The organism is Pantoea deleyi, from assembly GCF_022647325.1.
Taxonomy (GTDB): domain Bacteria; phylum Pseudomonadota; class Gammaproteobacteria; order Enterobacterales; family Enterobacteriaceae; genus Pantoea; species Pantoea deleyi.
The window spans coordinates 970,824-990,583 of the sequence record NZ_CP071405.1 but is presented as its reverse complement, the minus strand read 5'-3'; the positions used below and the strand labels follow the sequence as shown (position 1 = coordinate 990,583).

The window sequence follows — 19,760 nt, the reverse complement described above, 5'->3', positions numbered from 1 at the left end:
ATGATTAAGAATTTTCTTAGACGCACAGTAACAGCGATAAAAATAATTAAAACGCCTTTCACAGAGCGTTGTTTCAATCACCTGCCAGGGCTTTAATAAAAATGAAACGCATTTACATTATTGGCGATAACGTCAAATTTATCCTTTCTGAAAAATGTCTGGTCAGGCTGGACAATGATACTAAAGTCAAATTAAGGGCATCAGCGGCCTTTTGCCTGCTATTATTGCTTGAAAATCATGGAAAACTGGTCACCCACGATGACCTGTATAAATTCGGCTGGGAACGCTTTGGCATGACAGCTTCGCTGAATGTGCTGCATAACACCATTTTCTATTTACGAAAAATGCTGAATCAGGCGGGGGATTTCGACAATGGGATTATCGAAACCATTCACCGGCGGGGCTTTATCTTCAATCTGCAGGTTTCTGTTGCGCTAACCTATATCAATATGGACACGCCTGAAGAAGAAGAAACGATGCAGGCGGAGGAGCAGGATCAGGACAGCGATGACGCGGAGGGCTTTCTCTTCCCGGCAGAGAGTGAAAGGGCTGAGGAGCAAAACAGCGACGCGCCACGCGCAATGGCCGGACAGGCGAACCCGCCGGAAACCCGCCCTGCTCCGCGGCAGGCCGGTGAGACAGAATCAGTCAAGGCTAAGTCAGAGATGAAAAGCAGCAGTGAGACATTCAGCAGTCCGGGCCTGATTCATCCCGAGGGGGTTGCGATTAATTATTCGGCCTCTGTCAGAACATCAGACACTTTATGCGGGCCAGCGGTAAAAAAGCGTGCCGTCACCATTGCGTGGCCGCGTTATATTTTGCTGCTCAGCATCCTGCTGATTATCGCCTGCTCACTCATCCTCTACCCTGCGGTTTCCCCCGGGAATTATGTTAATACGGGAAAACTGGGGGCCTGTGAGGTTTATCAGAATAACCGTGCTTACGATTTCAAAAATCTTAAAATGGTGGATTACCTCAGTCGTTTCTGTAAAGAGCCCAGGGTGCTTTATCTGACCAATTATCCCTACAGCAATAAGGTCTCCGCGATAAACTGCCGCGAAAAGATCGCCCTGTTCTCGGACGACATCTGCTATTCAAACTATTTTATTTACAAAGACACGGGATATTATCATGATTAAAAGGATTTTTTTTCTCTCAACCGTGGGGCTGGCTGTCGCACTGACGGCTTTTACGATCTGGTATAGATATGGCATTACGTCCGGCTTCTCCTGCTCCGGCAACGTAAACTTTCACAGAGAGTCGGGTATTCTGCGTCTTTCGACGAAACTGAATATTGATGGAAATAGCGGAACACTCTCAATGAACGGGTTTGTAACTCGCGAAGATGGCACCCGGGAAAATGTAAACCGGACGGTGGTCTTTACCAGTCATCATGTTGGCTCGCGGTATACCTGGGTCTCGGATGAGATCCTCGCCTCTATTGACGATAAACTCACACCCGAAATGGCCAGCGCGTGGTTTCCGGCATTTTATCGTGAGCCAAAAAGTAAGGTCGAACTGTTCATTTCCCGGTTGAATATTAATTCAGTAATGCTCTCCGGTGAGTTCGTTCCCTATTATGTCTGTACTCAGCGGCACTGACGCTGCCGCCATTAATCCAGCGTAAGTGGGATGAAATGCGCCGTTCATTCATCCCACTGCGCAATAAGATGTCATCCCGATGCACTTTTTACTTCTCTTAACTAAACCATAATCGCTTACAAAGCAGGCACTTAGTCCACTTAAGGATTTTCCTGCTCGCCTGGCGGTTTAAAAGAAACGCTGCATTTAATTAAAATTAAAAACAACTAAATTTTAATTAATATGACACCCATCCGCTTTTTGTTTAAATTTCATCGCAACTTAGCAGCCTGAACCCGCCCCTGGCGATTCTTATTATGCCGGCTGCTGAGTCTGCATGAACATCCCTGAACCGCATCACTAATCTGCCTGACAGATACAGGCCGGTAATCGATGCGCTGTCACGCTATGGCATGCAAATCAACCTGCTTACACGCCAGTTCACAGGCGTAATTAATAAAATTGAAAGGAATAAAAAATGAATAAAAAGTTCAGCATGAGTCTGTCAGCATTACTTCTTTCAACGGTCGTCCATACCGCCTGTGCCGACGATAATACCATCGTCTTTAAAGGCAAGGTTAATGATGCCGCCTGTCTGGTAAATGTCGGTACCAATGGCCGCCTTGAAGTGGATATGCCGGAAGTGCGTTCGGCAGATTTCGGCGCAAATGTCGGCGACGTTAACGCTAAAAGCTGGAAACCCTTTACCATTTCACTTACGGACTGTCGTAAAACGACTAAAAACAACGTTAAAATTTCTTTCCAGGCTGCTCAGCCAGATGGAAATTATATTGGTTTAACGGGTGCCTCACGCGCGAGAGGCGTTGCTGTCGTGCTTGCTGATTCAAATAAAGTCCAGCTTACCAGTAATGCATTTACGGATACGCTCCGTAATGGTGAAAACTCCTTTAATTTCCAGGCGGGACTGGTCAGAACTATTGCCGACACCGCTGTTGATGACGGTGACGCTATTCCAGGCATCGTGCCGGGCGATGTCTATGCCGAAGCGGCTGTTAACGTCGAATATAACTAAACCCACAGGGGCTGCCCAGCCCCTGGATTCGGAGATGTGTAATGCGTTTTTTAATTGGCTTATTTTTTGCCACCCTCACCTGGGGCTGTCAGGCCAGCATCAGCCTGGGCGTGACGCGCGTCATTTTTAATGAAGGCAGTAAAGATGTGACCCTGTTCGTCCGCAACAGCGCCAGCGAAACACCGTTTCTGGTGCAGTCCTGGATAAGCGACCCGGCGAAAAGTGATAAAACGACCGACCAGTTTTTATTAACGCCACCGCTATTTAAGATGGGGCCGGGCGAAGAGAATCTGCTGCGGGTTGTGGACACCTCTTCTGCGTTACCGAATGACAGAGAGAGCCTGTTTAAAATTAACGTCAAAGCGATTCCGCCAGCCCCCGATAAAGATAAATCCGCGAACACGCTGCAGATTGCGATTAAAACCAGCATCAAACTGTTTTACCGCCCGGCATTGATGAAAAATATGAAGCTGGAAGATGAGGCGGGAAAAGTCACATGGCGGCAGTCGGCTGACAACCTCACCCTGATTAACCCTACGCCGTTCAATATCGCGATAACGAAAGTGGACGTTAATGGTGTTCAGACTGCGGTGTCACAGAGCAGTTTACCGGCAAAAGGCAAGATGACCCTGAACATTCAGAAGAAAAACATCAGCGACATCGGGATTGAATATATCAATGATTACGGTGGTGTCGTTAAGACAAAAATAAAGAAAGAATAGAAATATTACCGCCATGAATAAAATCTTCTGTCTGGCCTTTTTATTGCTGTTTAATACAACACTCTCGTTTGCTGACGTCAGTTTCAACACCTCATTCCTGGAGCTGAACGGCAGCCCGGCGGATATGGATGCCCTTAAAAAGCAGGTTGACAATATCTCCCGCACGCAACCTGCCGGTGAATACTGGGTTGAGATCTATATCAACGAGAGTCTGTATGCGAAGCAGTCGGTTAATTTCAGCTACGATAAAAAGCGCGATAAAATTACGCCCTGCCTTGACAGTGATTTTTTTAAAAATGCCGGACTGAAAGAGGATGCGTGGTCTCGCCTGCAGCATTCGGGGAACTGTGTCGCCTTCACAGAGGCGTTAGAGGGGGCTGACTTTGTCTATGACTTCGCCCGGCAGAAACTCCTGATCACTCTTCCGCAGGCGTTTCTGGACGATGCAGACAGAACGCGGATCAAGGCGGGCTGGGATAATGGCGAAACCGTTCTTTTTTCAGGCTACAGCCTCAGCCATTCCCAAATCTGGTCGGCAGACAGCGCCGTTAAGAGTAAGAAGACATCTTTTACCTCACTCAATAATGGCTTCAACTACGGTGCCTGGCGATTCAGGAACGTCACCTATATTCAGGATGATGGCGAGAACGGGCGAGAGATCACCTCACCGCAGAATTATGTGCAGCGTCCGCTGCCGCAGCTTGATGCCAACCTGAGTCTGGGAGATGTCTATTCAAATGGCGAGATCCTGGAGGGCATTAACTATCGCGGCGTGCAGCTGGCGTCTGATATCAGCATGCTGCCCGTCGAATCGCAGGGATTCGCGCCCACCCTGCGCGGAACGGCGAATGGCCGCTCGAAAGTGTCGGTTTCGCAGAACGGATTTAAGATCTTCGAGCGCTGGGTGCCATCCGGCCCGTTTAATATCGGCAATATCCCCTCGGTCAGCGGCGGGGATGACCTGCTGGTCACGATTGAAAATGAAGCCGGAGAGAAGCAGTTTTACCGCCAGTCCGCGTCCGCCCTGCCGGTGATGGTGCGCGGCGGCCAGTTCTTTTATGAAGTTAACGCCGGTGAATATCGCACGCTCTATCCGGGGAATCACACGCCCGAACCTTACTTTGTGGCGGGCACGGCGCGCTACGGCTTAAACGGCAGCACCACCCTGTTTGGCGGCACCTTACTGAACAGCAACTATCAGGCCTATAACCTGGGCTTTTCACGCAATCTGGCGGGATATGGAGCACTGTCCGCAGACTCGACGCTGTCGCTGTTTAAACCTGCAGGCGCAGCGGATGCGCCGCAGCGCGGCAATGCGCTTCGCCTGCGCTATGCAAAAGATTTCAGCGGCACCGGTACTAACCTGACGCTGGCGGGCTATCGGTATAACACCCGCGGGTTCAGACGATTCAGTGAAGCCTTTGACGATTCCCGCGCCGTTTCGCAAAGCAGTGACGCCATCCTGTCGACATCCGGCCTGAAAAACAGCGTCTCTGCCACGGTTTCACAGCGGTTAACCGACAACAGCAGCGTCTATCTGAACTACAACAAAGATGATTTCTGGCAGTCACAGCCGGCACGCCAGACGCTACAGACCGGGTACAGTTTTAATGTCGGTCGGGCAAGCATTACGCTTTCCGGGACATTCAGTCATCTGCAGGAGAAGCAGACCTCGGCGTTTGCCCTCTCCTTCAGCATGCCGTTGAGTGCAACCAGCCACTCTCCGCGTCTCTTCACCACGTCAGGTTACAGCGCGAATAACCTGAACAATAGCGTGACGATATCGGATACCTCGGACAGCCTGCCGGGTTTAAGTTACAGCGCTAACGCATCCTCAATGCGTGGTGACGTGGGAAAGACCCAGGCTTATGGCGTTTCCGCGCAGTACAGCGGTGCGAAAGGCAATCTGCGAACCAACCTGTCACACAGCGATCTGCGCAATCAGCTGGATATCGGCGGCGAAGGCGGGTTAACGCTGTATAAGGGTTCGCTGATCGCATCACCTCCGCTGGGCGATACGAACATTATTGCCCGGACAAATAACATCGAAAATGTCGGTTTTGATTTTCAGTCAAAAAGCCGGACCAATAAAAGTGGCTATGCGATGTTAACCAATGCGTCGCCCTATACCCGGAACCGGGTGTCGGTCAGGACCAATACGCTGGATGACAATGTTGAAATTGAGAAACTTGTCGGCGAAGTGACGCCAACACGCGGGGCATTCAGCGTCATTGATTTCTCCGGCAGGAAAGGCAACAAAATTATATTACACGCCGTAAATGGCCAGGGGGAGACGGCACCTTTCGCTGCAGAAGTATTTATCGACGCCGAAAAGGCGCAGATAACGCCAGACGCGCTGGTGTCCGATAATGGCAGCGCCTATTTAACCGGCGTGCCGGACAACGCGCGCTTTGAAATTAAAGTTAACAGTGAGCGTTGGTGCGCCGGAGAAATCGCCACCCGCAATCATCAATCCGCTAAATCAGGCGTTATAAAGGTGAATACCGTATGTCATTAATTCTGTCCCGGATAGTCGTTATTTATGTTCTCACCGCTTTTCATGCGCTTTATGCCAAAGACACGGTGAATATCAGCGTGACCGGCTCGCTGAAAAAACCACCCTGTACTTACACTGCCAGTAAATCAATCAGTGTCAATATGGGAGAGGTCACTTATGACAAATATGACACCGTCTCAGGAAATATTCCGCTGATATTACAATGCCCGCCGGGTTCAGCCGTCACGGTAACAGTCCGGCCAGGCAGCGGAACCTCACTGGCCAGTGGTTCAACGACAACGGCGGTCACCAGCTACAGGAACCTGGGTATAGAGCTCTGGTGGAGCGGGACTCAGGCGCTGACCGGTGGACAACAACAACGGGTCAGCCTGACCGGCAACAGAATACTCAGCGGGCTCTCTGGTCAGGCCGATCTCTCAATGACGGCCAGGCTGGTTAAACTGGCCGATCTGGGCGTCAGTAGTTTCAGCGCCAGTTTCACCGTTGAACTTGATTACGACTGACAGGCTGGCGGTATTGATGAAACGATGGATGATGGCGGGAGTGATGTATATTGCGCTCTGTCGCGGCGCCCTGGGGCTGGATGTGAATGTCAGTGGGAATCTGCTGGCTCCGGCCTGTACGGCCGAACTCCCCGCGGACAGCCTCGTTACGCTTCCCGAGGTGAGCCTTGCTCAGCTCTACAAAGGGGAGAGTAAACCCACCTCTGCAACGATAAAAATACGCTGCTACAAGCTGACTGCGGTCAGTTTTACGTTGCGAACCGACCAGACGGATCCGACAGGCGTGGTGAAAACGGATCTGAGTGGCATCGGCCTGGAGATGGGCTATGGCCTGAGTCAGGCAGGCGTCCTGACCGGACTCGCTAAACCTGGTGAGATAATTAATCACACACTGCTGAATGAGGCGCTGTTTGTCATAAAGACCAGACCGGTCATTATCGATGAAAACCGCGCAGCCGCCGGGAGTTATTCTGCATCAGCCCTGCTGAGCATTGAGTACCGCTAATATTTGCTGTGTAAGATCAGCAATTTTATATTTTTACTATTTTTCCAGGAGAGCGTTATGTCCATTATTTTAAAGACAGGGTTTATCTTGATTCTCCTGATTTCTGCCTTTACCTGTAAAGCCGCAGATATGGTATGTACACCGTCTCTTATGATGGTGGATTTAGGGGTTGTTCAGCAAGGGGTCACCACTGATTATAATGCTTATATCGATGGACCTCTTAATCAATTTACCTGCAATGTAAACAGGAGTTTTTTATATGGCGCCTCACTTTCATATAAAAGCGAATCCGTCAATGGTTTGAAAGCTGGCATCCTGATCCCTATGGTTTATAATAACACCCAGGTTCCAACCTACCAGGTTAATAAAGCAACAAACCTGTGCATCGGGCCTACCAATTTCGCCTGCAACTTTCCTCTGGGCGCTAATTCAAGGCTCTCTTTTTCCATGCGATACCGTATATTAATCAATCTTGCTGGAATCGGAACTTTTGTAGGAAAAATAAATTTATATCAAACTCCCAGAGTTCTGGTCGGATATTCAGAACAGATCACCAGTTTTTATTACACCTATACCATTGCAGCCAGGCCCTGTACCGTCGCTGATAAAAATTTAGCGGTTAACTTCGGCGATCTGGATAACCGTCTGTCTGACAATCCGTACCGTGAGCTGGCGATCGCGGTAACCTGTCCGGCACGGACCAATGTCGATGTGCAGCTTAACGCCGGTAAGCCAATTGTGAACGCGACACAGGGCCTGTCAAAAACGTCACTCGCCGGTCTGAACATGCAGGTGTCCCGGAATGGTTCTCCGGTCGTTTTAAATCAGACCAGCACGCAGGTTTTTCAACAGGGGATTAACACTTACCAGCTGAAATTCTCTCCGCAGCTGGCATCCTCTCCGGCACCGACAGGCAGTTTCAGCGCCGACTATACGCTGACCTTTGACTATAAATAGGGCAGCATGCGCGTTTTACCTGACGTATTCAGGAAGGCCGCCGCTTCCCCTTTACAGCCCCGGCCTAAACACGAAATAATCCCCTGGTAAGCCGGGCCACAGATGCTGGCGCGGCCTGAACCTAACCTCAACGCTGCGGACCCCTTTATGAATAATGAAATTTCTCTCAAATACTACGATGTTGCAGATGAGTATGCGACGGAGTCCGCTAAGCCGGTGAGCGAAGCAGAGCGCACGCCGCTGGCTTACTACTTTCAGCTGCTGATCACCCGTTTAATGAACAACGAAGAGATTAGTGAAGCGTCACAGCAGGAGATGGCGCGTGAGGCTGGCATCGATGAGCAGCGTATTGATGATATCGCCGAGTTCCTGAACCGCTGGGGTAATGAGTAACGCCATTCCGGCCTGACGCAGCCTGAAACCTGCGTCAGCGCATCCCCCTGTCCGTGTCAGGCAGCCACGCCTTGTGCGTGGCGCACGGCCTGCTTTCCCGCCGCCCTTCTCTCTGCCTCTTGCCCTCTGGCGCCGCCGAAAATTATCATCCAGACTGATATAGTCTGCGCAGGCATTGTGCTTTACACTGCGCGCTGTAAAAAACTGAGTAGATTAAGCAGGCAAAAAATGGCGATGAACGGAACAATCACAACCTGGTTTAAAGATAAAGGATTCGGCTTTATCAAAGATGAAAACGGCGACAACCGCTATTTTCATGTGATCAAGGTCGCCAATCCTGATCTGATTAAGAAAGATGCGGCGGTGACGTTTGAGCCGACCACTAACAACAAAGGTCTGTCGGCCTATGCGGTGAAAGTGGCTCCGGAAAGCAAATACATCTATATCGCCGGTGAACGCCTTAAGATCACCTCGATTAAATCCTGGCTGGTCTACAGCGAAGAGGTCCCGGCGGATACCGGCATCGATAAAGAGAACGCGGTGCTGTCGGTGGGTCTGCTGCTGAACAATATCCGGCCAAAATCTGACGCTAAGGCGGATGAGATGCGCTCCCTGAAGAAACTGGCGGTCACCACTTTCCAGGGCACCACCCTGAGCTTTTCCGAAGATGAGATCGACGTTGAGAGCACCGTTAAGCTGCTCAAAACCCTGAAGTAATCGTCAGGCTGGCCGGGATCCTGCCCGCACGCACCCGGTCAGTCAGCACTCGCCTGTGACGCTCCCGCACGCCGATTGCGCTGGCGCAGTCCGCTGGCAGCGTCTCGTCCGGTTCGCCGCACTGCGCGGCGGGTCAGGCCAGAACCACGCTCAGAAGCGTATCTCATCAAGGATCATCCCCATAAAGCCATTTTCCAGGGTAGAATCAGATACTTTGTTCCGTGATTGCCACGGCTTCCATCATCGCAGATTGATACGAAAAGCGGGTGAAATAAGGGTTAACGCTGCATGAAAATCCCAAACAGAATCCAGCCTCTGGTCGATGACGGCCTGATTGACGATGTGCTGCAGCGGCTGAAAAGCGGCAAGGAAGCAGACGTTTACACCGTACTGTGCGGCGACAAGGTGCAGTGCGCCAAAGTCTATAAAGAAGCGACTCAGCGCAGCTTTAAGCAGGCCGTGCAGTATCAGGAAGGCCGTAAAACCCGTAACAGCCGCAACGCCCGCGCCATGCAGAAAGGCTCGAAATTTGGCCGTAAGCAGCAGGAAGAGTCCTGGCAGACCGCTGAAGTTGACGCGCTGTTCCGCCTGGCAAGCGCTGGGGTGCGCGTGCCTCAGCCCTATCTCTGCATCGACGGCGTGCTGCTGATGGAGCTGGTCACCGACGACAATGGCGCGGTTGCGCCGCGCCTCAGCGATGTCACCCTCTCCGAAGCGCAGGCGATTACCGATTTCCATACCATGATCCGTAACATCGTTCGCATGCTCTGTGCGGGCATCGTGCATGGCGACCTGTCTGAATTCAACGTTCTGCTGGATGACCAGGGACCGGTGATTATCGATCTGCCGCAGGCGGTCGATGCGGCGGCCAACAACCATGCCGAGTCGATGTTCAGACGAGATGTAAATAACATTACCGCATACTACGGCCAGTTCGCCCCGCAGCTGCTGAAAACGCGCTACGCCAGAGAGATCTGGCAGCTCTATGAAGATGGCAAGCTGACGCCTGAAACGCCGCTGACCGGACAGTTCGTGGAAGTGGAGCGCGCGGTCGATATGGATTCGCTGCTGGATGAGATCATTACCGCAGAGGATGACTATTACGAGCGCCAGCGCGCCAGCCGCGAGCGTGACAGCGATTAGAGAAGAAAAGGCAGCGAATCACTTCGCTGCCTTTTTGTTTACGCGGGGATTACCGTACCACCACCGTCAGCGCGATCAGCGTTAAGCCGATAACCATCACGCAGACAAAAACGCTGTCGAGCCGGTTTCTTTTCATCTTTGCCTCCCCGTGATCCTAGAACCACTGACCGAAACGACGGATATAGAACCGTTTCATGCCCTGCGCCACCAGGCAGTAGCTGAACAGCGTCAGCACCAGCCACGGGAAATATTGCCATGGCAGCGGCACCAGTCCGACCATCGCACCCAGCGGTGAGAACGGGATCAGGATGCCCAGCACCATTACCGCCAGCGTGGTCAGCATGACCGGTAAAGTGGCGCGACTCTGAATAAACGGAATCTTCCGGGTACGCAGCATGTGCACCACCAGCGTCTGCGACAGCAGCCCCTCGATAAACCAGCCGGACTGGAACAGCGACTGCACGCCCGCATGATTCGCACCGAAGATGAACCACATCAGCGCAAAGGTCGTGACGTCAAAGATTGACGACGTCGGGCCCATCCACAGCATAAAGCGTTTGATATTACCGGCATCCCATTTGCGCGGCTTGTTCAGGAACTCGCGGTCCACCTTGTCCCACGGCAGCGCCAGCTGGGAGACGTCATACATCAGGTTCTGAATCAGCAGGTGAATCGACAGCATCGGCAGAAACGGAATAAAGGCGCTGGCCACCAGCAGCGAGAAAACGTTACCGAAGTTCGAGCTGGCGGTCATGTTGAGATACTTGATGATGTTGCCAAAGGTCTCGCGTCCTTTGAGTACACCCTCATTCAGCACCTGTAAATCCTTCTCCAGCAGGATGATATCCGAAGAGGCTTTCGCCACATCCGCCGCGCTGTCCACGGAAATACCGGTGTCGGCGGCCCGCAGCGCAGGCGCGTCGTTGATGCCATCGCCCAGGAAACCCACGGTATGACCGTTCTGCTGCAGCAGACGCACCAGCCGGGATTTCTGCTGCGGCGTCAGTTTTGCAAACAGCGTGCAGCGTTCAGCCTCCTGCGCCAGCACCTCATCGCTCATCGCCTCGATCTGGTCGCCGGTCAGCATCGCCGGATCGGTCAGCCCGACATCGGCACAGACCCGCTGGGTGACCAGTGGATTGTCACCGGTCAGCACTTTCACCGCCACGCCGCTGTCGCGCAGCGCTTTGATCGCCTTGCCTGCGCTGGCTTTGGGCGGATCGCGGAAGGTCAGCATCCCCTGGATAACCAGGTCGCGCTCATCACTGTCGCTGAGCGGCGCATGCAGCGCGCCGTCACGGGTGGCGACCAGCAGTACGCGATAGCCCTGCTGGTGATAGCGCTCGGTCTGCGCCATCAGCGCGGCGCGCTGGGCCGCATCCAGTGCCACCACGGTATCGCCCTGCCGCACGGCGACGCTGACCGCCAGCATCTCTTCCACGGCCCCTTTGCAGATCAGCTGTGAACGATGCTGCGTCAGATCCTCCACCAGCACCGACACCCGGCGACGGGTAAAATCGAACGGCAGCTCATCGATCAGCTGAAACTGGCTGCGCTGAGCCGGTGAAATCACGTTGTCACCCGCGCAGAGCACCGCACGGTCCATGAGATTTTTCGCGCCGCTCTGACTGCCGCTGTTAAGCCAGGCCAGCAGCAGCACCTGCTGATCGTCCCGGCCCTGCACGTCCAGATGATGCGCCAGCAGGATGGTGTCCTGGGTCAGCGTGCCGGTTTTATCGGTGCAGAGCACATCCATCGCGCCCAGGTTCTGGATGGCGTTGAGCTTTTTCACGATCACTTTGCGGCGCGACATCGCAATCGCCCCTTTGGCGAGGTTGGCGCTGACGATCATCGGCAGCATTTCCGGCGTCAGGCCGACCGCGACGGCCAGCGCAAACAGCGTCGCATCCATCCAGTCACCTTTGGTGAAGCCGTTGATCAGCAGCACGACCGGAACCATGACCAGCATAAAGCGGATCAGCAGTTTGCTGACGCTGTTGACCCCGCGATCGAAGGCGGTCTGCGGACGGCTTCCCACCAGCGATGAGGCGAGCGAGCCAAACCAGGTGTCGCCGCCGGTAGCGACCACTACGGCGCTGGCGGTCCCGCTGGCGACGCTGGTGCCCATCAGGCAGATATTCGCCGATGAGAGGCGCTCCTGAGCGGTCTGGCCCTCCGCTTTGACTCCCGCCTCGCTGCTTTGTTTTTCCACCGGCAGCGACTCACCGGTCAGCACGGCTTCACTGATAAACAGATTGCGGGCACTCAGCAGGCGGACATCGGCGGGCACCTGATCGCCGGTGCTGAGCAGAATCACATCGCCCGGCACCAGTTCGCTCATATCCACATCCTGCCGCTGGCCCGTCTCGCTGCCCGGCTCACGCCGCAGCACGGTCACCTGGCTGCGCACCAGTGACTGCAGAGCCTGCGCCGCCCGGTTGGTGCGGAACTCCTGCCAGAAGCGCAGCAGCCCGCTCAGGATCACCATGGTACAGATGATGATCACGCCGGAGAGATCGGTCTCCTCGCCCGCGCGCAGCGGCAGGATATAGTCGGTAAACAGACTCACCAGCGCCAGGACCAGCAATACATAGATGAAGGGGTTGTTAAACGCCATCAGCAGCTGAACCAGCGCGGGTGGCGCTTTCTCATGCGCCACTTCATTGCGGCCATAGGTGGCCAGGCGTTTCGCGGCCTCATCATGGGTCAGTCCCTGACGATGGCTGCGGAGATCGGCCAGCGTCATCCCGACGTGCTGACCGGCATGCTGCGCCACAGCGTACATTTTTTTACTTTTTTTATCGTTACGGTTGCCGGATGCAGTGGCCGCAACCTGTTCCAGTTTCATGTCGCTCATTTCGACATCTCCCTGATTTAAAGCACGTGTTGTCCTGCACGAAAAATAAAGTGCATGGCATAAACCTGGCGGAGCCGGGTTATTTATTGTGGCGACCTTTAAAAATAAACATGTGCTTTCGCCCGCAGCGGAAATAATGACGCGCGCAGGTGAACATGACGCTGTTTTTACACAGCGTAATAAAGATCTGAAGTCAGCGTTCGGGCGTAGCCGGGGCTACGCCGATCGAGGCGGAGGAAAAAGTGCCAGAATAAACAGCAGCATAACGCGCACTCCTGTCACTAACAGGATGAAAAATAATGAGCGCGATCGTGAATTAAAGCGGGGATCGCTGCTCGCCGGTTGGCAAGCAGCAGAGAAGAATCAGCTTGCCAGAATAATGATTAAACCAGGGTGACTGTCCAACTGAATTCTCCGGAAATGATTTGCCGCTATTATAAAGAGAGCGAAGTGCGGGTAAAGCCATTCAGGAATAAATAAACGCCTCGTTGAGGATTTGTTTCTGCTCCGTCTGCCGCTTCGCTAACAAAATGGCGATCTTCTTATAACCACAACCTCACTCTTATAACTTTTAGTCATATGATTAGCCCATATTCGACTATTCTTCATATCAACCCTTTCGTAAACTCGCGTAACTTTTTAAAGGCAAGGAAATTTCATGAAAACTATAATTCCATCCCTGCTGGCGCTGACGCTGGCTGCCGCTTTCACAGCCCAGGCCGCAACACCCAAAGATACGCTGGTTATTGCCCAGTCAACTGACGATGCCGACAGCTTCGACCCGGCCAAAGGGTTTGAACTTACCAGCGTACAGGCTTTCACGAACATCTATCAGCGTCTGGTTCAGTCTGACCCGCAGAATCCGGTGGATCTGAAACCGACGCTGGCGACCTCCTGGCAGCCAGGCAGCGACAATCGCAGCCTGACCTTTGAGCTGCGCAAAGACGCTAAGTTCTCCACCGGCAACCCGCTGCGGCCGGAAGATGTGATCTTCTCGCTGGGTCGCGTGGTGAAGCTGAACCTCGACCCCTCTTTCATCCTGACGCAGCTCGGCTGGACCAAAGATAACGTTGACGGCTTCCTGAAGAAGGTTGACGACAATCATGTGCAGATCAGCTGGACCGCCGACGTCAGCCCGACCTACGTGCTGAGCCTGCTCTCTGCGCCGGTCTCCTCGATCGTCGATGAAAAAACCGTGACGGCCAACCAGAAGAACGGTGACCTGGGTAACGCCTGGCTGGCCACGCACTCTGCCGGCAGCGGCCCGTATCAGATCCGCAAGGTCGTCCTGCATCAGGCCGTGCTGCTCAGCGCCAACCCCTCTTCACCGGCGGGCGCACCGAAGATGAAGAACATCCTGATCAAGAACGTTCCGGAGCCTGCGGCGCGTCGTCTGCTGCTGGAGCAGGGGGATGCCGATATCGCCCGTAACCTGGGTGCCGACCAGATCGCAGCGCTGAACGGCAAGCCTGGCGTGAAGACCGAAGCCATTCCGATGGCGTCGCTCTACTACATTCAGTTCAACACCGGCGGAAACGACACGCTGAAGAACCCGGCCTTCTGGGAAGCGGCGCGCTACCTGTGGGATTACAAAGGCATCGCCAACGAGCTGCTGAAAGGCCAGTTCGACGTGCATCAGAGCTTCCTGCCGAAAGGTTTCCTGGGCGCGATCAACGACACGCCTTACAGCTACGATCCGGAAAAAGCCAAAGCGATCCTGAAGAAAGCGGGCCTGAACAACGTCAGCTTTAAACTCTCTACCAGCAACCAGCCGCCTTATCTGGATATCGCGCAGGCGCTGCAGGGCAGCTTCGCCAAAGGCGGCGTGAAGGTAGAAGTGGTGCCGGGCCTGAGTTCTGAAGTGTCGACCAACGTCAAAGCGCATAAGTATGAAGCAACGCTGAACGCCTGGGGTTCCGACTACTTCGACCCGAACACCAACGCCGCCTCCTTTGCTTACAACCCGGAAGATGGCAGCAAAACCATCGCTTACCGCTCAGACTGGCATATCCCGGCGCTGAACAAGCAGGTCATTGCCGCCACGGCCGAAAGCGATCCGAAGAAGCGTATCGCCCTGTATGAAGCGATGCAGCGTGAGGTGATGAAGAACTCTCCGTATGTGATTGGGATGCAGGCGAAGAACCTGATCGCGCTGCGCGACAACCTGAAAGGCTATGTTCAGGGCATCAACCCGGACATGGTGTATTACTCGCAGGTCACTAAGTAATGGCACAGTCTGTTCCTTCAGCCGGGTTCGCCCGGCTTTTTTGGCAGCGTGGCGGGCGTCTGATCGGTAGCGTGCTGTCGCTGCTGGTCACGCTGCTCGGCCTGCTCGCCTTTACCTTTATGCTGTCGCATCTCTCGCCAATCGACCCGGTGCAGCAGATTGCCGGCGATCACGCCAGTGAAGCGACCTATGCGCAGGTGCGTCATGACCTCGGTCTCGACCAGCCGGTGCTGATGCAGTTCTGGCGCTACATCGAACATTTAGCGCACGGCGATCTGGGCGTCTCCCGCCTCACCAACCAGTCGGTGAGCGGCGACCTGATGACCACCTTCCCCGCCACCATCGAGCTGGCGACCTGCGCGATGATCTTCGCCGTGGTCTTTGGCGTCACGCTGGCGCTGCTGGCCGCCTGGAAACCGGGCAGCTGGATCGATAACCTCGCCCGCTTTATCTCGCTGCTGGGCTACTCGGTGCCGGTGTTCTGGCTCGGTCTGCTGGGCCTGCTGCTCTTTTATGCCGTGCTGCACTGGTCCGCCGGGCCGGGGCGGCTGGATGATATCTGGGTCTACACCCTGGAGCCGAAGACCGGGTTTGTGCTGATCGACAGCTGGCTGTCGGGCGAACCGGAGATGTTCCGCAATGCGATAGCCCATCTCTGGCTGCCGGTGGTCATCCTGGGCCTGCTGGCGATGGCGGGCATTACCCGTCTGCTACGTGCGGCGCTGCTGGAAGAGAGCAGCAAAGAGTATGTGGTACTGGCGCGTGCCAAAGGCGCGGGTCGGGTGCGTATTCTGCTGCGCCACATCTTCCCCAACGTGCTCGGCACGCTGGTGACAGTGATCGCCCTCTCCTACGCCACCCTGCTGGAAGGCTCCGTGCTGACCGAAACCGTCTTCGCCTGGCCGGGTGTCGGCCGCTACATGACCAATGCGCTGTTCTCCGGCGATGTGCCGGCGATTCTGGGCTCAACCCTGTTAATCGGCACCTGCTTTATCCTGATTAACACCCTGGCGGATGTCTTAACCTGGTTAACCGATCCGAGAACCCGATGACGCAACAACTCTCTGAACTCGAAACGGTGCGACCACGTCGCCGCCGTCAACGCGTGACCTCGTTAACCGTTGGGCTGACGCTGGTCGCGATCCTTATCCTGATGGCGCTGCTGGCTCCGCTGATTGCGCCCTTTGATCCAAATGTGCAGACCATGTCGAGCCGCCTGCTGGCGCCGTCGGCACAGCACTGGTTTGGCACCGACGGCTTTGGCCGCGATCTGCTGTCGCGCGTGATTTATGGCACGCGGCCGACGCTGCTGCTGGTGTCGCTGATTCTGCTGCTGACCATTCCGGCCGGCCTGCTGATCGGCATCACCGCCGGTTACGTCGGCGGCTGGACGGAACGCCTGCTGATGCGCATCACGGATATCTTCCTGTCGCTGCCGAACCTTGTGATCGCGCTGGCGCTGGTGGCGATCCTGGGGCCTGGCCTGATGAACGGCGCGCTGGCGCTGGCGCTGACCAGCTGGCCGCCTTTTGCCCGTCAGGCGCGCGCTGAAACCCTGGCGCTGCGCCGCAGCGACTATCTGGCTGCCGCCCGGATGCAGGGCATTACCGGCTTCCGCCTGATGTTCGGTCATATTCTGCCGCTCTGCCTGCCAACGGCCGTGGTGCGGGCGGCGCTCAGCCTGGGCGGGATTATCCTGGCCGCGGCCGGGCTCGGTTTCCTGGGGATGGGCGTTCAGCCGCCCACCGCCGAATGGGGCTCAATGGTGGCCGAGGGCAGTAAAGTGATCTTCGACCAGTGGTGGGTAGCTGCCGCACCGGGCGCAGCGATTCTGTTTGCCAGCCTGGCCTTTAACCTGACAGGCGATGGCCTGCGCGACCGACTGGATACCCGTCATGCAAAATAATCTTCTCCATGCTGAGGGGCTGACCATCCGCAGCGATGATACGCTGCTGGTCGATCACATCAGTTTTTCCGTGGGTCGTGAGCGCGTCGCGCTGGTCGGCGAGTCCGGTTCCGGCAAGTCACTCACCGCCCGCAGCCTGATGGGGCTGCTGTCGCCCGCGCTGCATCTGCAGGCCAGCCAGCTTCAGGTCGCCGGTGAGAATGCGCTGACGCTGAGCGAGCGTCGCTGGAGCCAGCTGCGCGGTAATCGCGTGGCGATGGTGATGCAGGACCCGAAGTATGCGCTTAATCCGACGCGCACCATTGGCTGGCAGGTCGAAGAGCCGCTGATCCTGCATCGCCGTCTGAGCCGCGCCGAGCGCAAAGAGAAAGTGTGCGACATGCTGGATGCGGTCGGCCTGCCCGATCCGCGTCGCCTGATGCAGCAGTATCCGCATCAGCTCTCAGGCGGGATGGGCCAGCGCGTCATGCTGGCGATCGCCCTGATCACCGATCCGGACTTTCTGATCGCCGATGAACCGACCTCTGCGCTGGATCATGCGATGCGCGATCAGGTGCTGGCGCTGATCCGCGGGCTGGTGGAAGCGCGCAACATGGGACTGCTGCTGATCAGCCACGATCTGCAGCAGGTTTCGGAGCATTGCGAGCGGGTTATGGTGATGTACAAGGGCCGCCTGCTGGATACGCTGCCCGCCGCCGATCTGCCGCGCGCCACCCATCCCTACACCCGCACACTCTGGGCCTGCCGGCCGGGCAAAGCGACGCACGGTCAGCCACTGCCGGTGCTGGACCGCGCGGCGCTGGAGGCAAAATATGATTAAGCTGACCGATCTCAGCGTCGCCCATAAGCAGGGCTACGATCTGCGCACCGTGGTGCATGAGGTTAACCTGGAGGTGAACGCGGGCGAGTGCTTTGGCCTGGTCGGGCCGTCGGGCTGCGGCAAATCTTCGCTGCTCTGGGTGCTGGCCGGTCTCAATCCGCACTGGCAGGGCCAGATGCAGCTGGCCGGTCATCCGGTGACGCCCGGCAACGCCTTCACCGGCGCGCTGCGGCAGGAAGTGCAGATGGTGTTTCAGGATCCCTATGCCTCGCTGCATCCGCGTCACCGGCTGCGCCGCACCCTGGCTGAGCCGCTGAAGCTGCTGAAACGCGACAACATCAATGACCGCATCGACCAGGGCTTCCGCCACGTCGGCCTCGATCCCGCGCTGGCCGACCGCTATCCGCATCAGCTCTCCGGCGGTCAGCGTCAGCGTGTCGCCATCGTGCGCGCCCTGCTGCTGCAGCCGAAGATCCTGCTGCTCGACGAGCCGACGTCGGCGCTGGATATGTCGGTACAGGCGGAGATCTTAAACCTGCTCAACGATCTGAAACGCCAGGATGGCCTGACGATGGTGCTGGTCAGCCACGATCCCGATGTGATCGACCACATGTGCGACCGCGCCGTGCGCATGGCGCAGGGCCGCATCATCGAACAGATCTCAGCCTGACACCCGGCCGGGCGGCCCGCCGTGGCTGTCCGGCCGGGTCTCGCCCCGCGTTTCCCCTTACCTGTACCAGCCTCTCGCTGTTTTTCACGCGGCCCTTTCCGATCGGATGCCGAAATGACACCGCCTGCGCGCGCGGGTAAAACGCAGCGGCAGGCTAATCGGGTATACTCGCGGCACTGTGTTCAGAAGAGGAAAAGGTCATGACGGTAAAACTGCGTCCGCTGGAGCGGGAAGATCTGCACTTTGTCCACCAGCTCGATAACAACGCCAGCGTGATGCGTTACTGGTTTGAGGAGCCTTATGAGGCGTTTGTGGAGCTTTCCGACCTCTACAACAAGCATATTCACGATCAGACCGAACGTCGCTTTGTGGTGGAGCATAGCGGGCAGAAGGCGGGATTAGTGGAGCTGGTCGAGATTAACCATGTGCATCGCCGCGCCGAGTTTCAGATCATTATCGACCCGGCACATCAGGGCAAAGGACTGGCTACGCAGGCGGCGAAGCTGGCGATGGATTACGGTTTCTCGGTGCTCAATCTCTATAAGCTCTACCTGATTGTCGATCAGGAGAACGAGAAAGCGATCCACATCTACACCAAGCTCGGCTTCGAGATTGAAGGCGTGCTGAAGCATGAGTTCTTTATCAACGGGGAGTACCGCAACACCATCCGCATGTGCATTTTCCAGCATCAGTATCTGGAACGCCATAAAACGCCAGGCGGAATGGTGAAGCCCACCGCGCAGTAATCAGCCGCGCGCGCCGACCGGATTCATATAGGGACGCGGGTGGTCCGGCTTGAGGTCATACATGCCGCCGTAGAAGGGGTCGACCAGCAGCCAGCCGGGGAAGCCGCCCAGCGGAATATTCCCCAGCAGATACCAGAGGTTGGCGCGTGCTTCGATCGGCACCGTTACCGGCACATAGCCCGGACTTTCCAGCATCAGCAGGTAGTGCTTTTTGCCGAAGTAGCGGCCGGTCGATTTCGCCAGCTCCACGGTCTGCGGCGTGAAACCCTGCGCGACCGCATAGCCACGCTCATCCTGCACCGTAAAGCGCGCGCCCTGCGGTAGAGAGTCGATGCGCACCAGCTGGGTTTCATTGCCGACGATGGTGGCACAGCCGCTGAGCAGCAGCGCGGCGGCCAGAGCCAGAATTCGCTGTTTCATGAAGGGGTCCACAGAGTGATCAATGATCAGAGTGTAGACCGC

21 protein-coding genes are annotated in these 19,760 nt (G+C 55.7%); 18 read left to right on the top strand and 3 right to left on the bottom strand.

Translation table 11 applies throughout. The annotated features are described in order from the left end of the window. Positions 1-101 precede the first annotated feature (101 nt). The 11 genes from J1C59_RS04785 to J1C59_RS04735 all read left to right on the top strand — a co-directional run bounded on the left by J1C59_RS04785 (position 102) and on the right by J1C59_RS04735 (position 10,072). Positions 102-1,139: a winged helix-turn-helix domain-containing protein gene (locus J1C59_RS04785; protein ID WP_140917313.1), complete on the top strand. Its 1,038-nt coding sequence runs from the start codon at positions 102-104 to the stop codon at positions 1,137-1,139. Beyond that, positions 1,132-1,602, top strand: coding sequence for a hypothetical protein (locus tag J1C59_RS04780; RefSeq protein WP_128085609.1), 471 nt, complete (start codon positions 1,132-1,134; stop codon positions 1,600-1,602). Before J1C59_RS04785 ends, J1C59_RS04780 begins: the two co-directional genes overlap by 8 nt. 457 nt (positions 1,603-2,059) lie before the next feature. Continuing rightward, on the top strand, positions 2,060-2,614 hold the full coding sequence (locus J1C59_RS04775; RefSeq protein WP_128085608.1) for a fimbrial protein: 555 nt from the start codon (positions 2,060-2,062) through the stop codon (positions 2,612-2,614). 41 nt (positions 2,615-2,655) lie between these two features. After that, complete coding sequence (locus J1C59_RS04770; protein ID WP_128085607.1) at positions 2,656-3,336, top strand: fimbrial biogenesis chaperone; 681 nt, start codon at positions 2,656-2,658, stop codon at positions 3,334-3,336. Between the two features lie 13 nt (positions 3,337-3,349). Continuing rightward, positions 3,350-5,854 (top strand): fimbria/pilus outer membrane usher protein, encoded by a 2,505-nt coding sequence (locus tag J1C59_RS04765; protein ID WP_128085606.1) that lies wholly within the window; start codon positions 3,350-3,352, stop codon positions 5,852-5,854. Next, positions 5,845-6,357 carry a fimbrial protein gene (locus J1C59_RS04760; protein ID WP_128085605.1) on the top strand — a complete coding sequence of 171 codons (513 nt, stop codon included), beginning with the start codon at positions 5,845-5,847 and terminating at the stop codon, positions 6,355-6,357. The genes J1C59_RS04765 and J1C59_RS04760 overlap by 10 nt, the downstream gene beginning before the upstream one ends. 16 nt (positions 6,358-6,373) lie before the next feature. Continuing rightward, positions 6,374-6,862, top strand: coding sequence for a fimbrial protein (locus J1C59_RS04755; protein WP_128085604.1), 489 nt, complete (start codon positions 6,374-6,376; stop codon positions 6,860-6,862). Between the two features lie 57 nt (positions 6,863-6,919). After that, entirely contained in the window at positions 6,920-7,819 is a 900-nt protein-coding gene (locus J1C59_RS04750) for a fimbrial protein (RefSeq protein WP_128085603.1), read from the top strand. 147 nt (positions 7,820-7,966) lie between these two features. Next, on the top strand, positions 7,967-8,212 hold the full coding sequence (locus J1C59_RS04745) for a YmjA family protein (protein WP_128085602.1): 246 nt from the start codon (positions 7,967-7,969) through the stop codon (positions 8,210-8,212). Between the two features lie 228 nt (positions 8,213-8,440). Then, positions 8,441-8,929: a cold-shock protein gene (locus J1C59_RS04740; RefSeq protein ID WP_128085601.1), complete on the top strand. Its 489-nt coding sequence runs from the start codon at positions 8,441-8,443 to the stop codon at positions 8,927-8,929. Between the two features lie 288 nt (positions 8,930-9,217). Continuing rightward, the gene (locus J1C59_RS04735) at positions 9,218-10,072 is read left to right on the top strand and encodes a PA4780 family RIO1-like protein kinase (RefSeq protein ID WP_128085600.1); all 855 of its coding nucleotides are present in this window, start codon (positions 9,218-9,220) and stop codon (positions 10,070-10,072) included. Positions 10,073-10,121: 49 nt separating this feature from the next. Here the strand turns inward: J1C59_RS04735 and J1C59_RS21860 are convergent, their stop codons facing one another. Next, positions 10,122-10,169 carry a hypothetical protein gene (locus tag J1C59_RS21860; protein ID WP_422615483.1) on the bottom strand — a complete coding sequence of 16 codons (48 nt, stop codon included), beginning with the start codon at positions 10,167-10,169 and terminating at the stop codon, positions 10,122-10,124. A 57-nt stretch (positions 10,170-10,226) separates the two neighbouring features. Continuing rightward, positions 10,227-12,929: a magnesium-translocating P-type ATPase gene (gene mgtA, locus J1C59_RS04730; protein ID WP_140917312.1), complete on the bottom strand. Its 2,703-nt coding sequence runs from the start codon at positions 12,927-12,929 to the stop codon at positions 10,227-10,229. Between the two features lie 88 nt (positions 12,930-13,017). Between mgtA and J1C59_RS04725 the strand changes: the two genes are divergently transcribed. From J1C59_RS04725 to speG, 7 genes are all read left to right on the top strand, one after another. Beyond that, positions 13,018-13,326 (top strand): hypothetical protein, encoded by a 309-nt coding sequence (locus tag J1C59_RS04725; protein ID WP_128085599.1) that lies wholly within the window; start codon positions 13,018-13,020, stop codon positions 13,324-13,326. Between the two features lie 261 nt (positions 13,327-13,587). Further along, positions 13,588-15,156, top strand: a complete 1,569-nt coding sequence (locus J1C59_RS04720; RefSeq protein WP_140917311.1) for an ABC transporter substrate-binding protein — start codon at positions 13,588-13,590, stop codon at positions 15,154-15,156. Then, positions 15,156-16,208: an ABC transporter permease gene (locus J1C59_RS04715; RefSeq protein ID WP_111139927.1), complete on the top strand. Its 1,053-nt coding sequence runs from the start codon at positions 15,156-15,158 to the stop codon at positions 16,206-16,208. Before J1C59_RS04720 ends, J1C59_RS04715 begins: the two co-directional genes overlap by 1 nt. Further along, positions 16,205-17,062 carry an ABC transporter permease gene (locus J1C59_RS04710; RefSeq protein ID WP_111139926.1) on the top strand — a complete coding sequence of 286 codons (858 nt, stop codon included), beginning with the start codon at positions 16,205-16,207 and terminating at the stop codon, positions 17,060-17,062. Before J1C59_RS04715 ends, J1C59_RS04710 begins: the two co-directional genes overlap by 4 nt. Continuing rightward, positions 17,052-17,882 carry an ABC transporter ATP-binding protein gene (locus tag J1C59_RS04705; protein ID WP_140917310.1) on the top strand — a complete coding sequence of 277 codons (831 nt, stop codon included), beginning with the start codon at positions 17,052-17,054 and terminating at the stop codon, positions 17,880-17,882. Before J1C59_RS04710 ends, J1C59_RS04705 begins: the two co-directional genes overlap by 11 nt. Next, the gene (locus J1C59_RS04700; protein ID WP_128085598.1) at positions 17,875-18,552 is read left to right on the top strand and encodes an ABC transporter ATP-binding protein; all 678 of its coding nucleotides are present in this window, start codon (positions 17,875-17,877) and stop codon (positions 18,550-18,552) included. The genes J1C59_RS04705 and J1C59_RS04700 overlap by 8 nt, the downstream gene beginning before the upstream one ends. A 200-nt stretch (positions 18,553-18,752) precedes the next feature. Continuing rightward, positions 18,753-19,298 (top strand): spermidine N1-acetyltransferase, encoded by a 546-nt coding sequence (speG, locus tag J1C59_RS04695; RefSeq protein ID WP_003850356.1) that lies wholly within the window; start codon positions 18,753-18,755, stop codon positions 19,296-19,298. Here speG and J1C59_RS04690 read toward each other — a convergent pair whose 3' ends face one another. Then, positions 19,299-19,718: a hypothetical protein gene (locus J1C59_RS04690; protein ID WP_128085597.1), complete on the bottom strand. Its 420-nt coding sequence runs from the start codon at positions 19,716-19,718 to the stop codon at positions 19,299-19,301. Between the last annotated feature and the right edge of the window lie 42 nt (positions 19,719-19,760).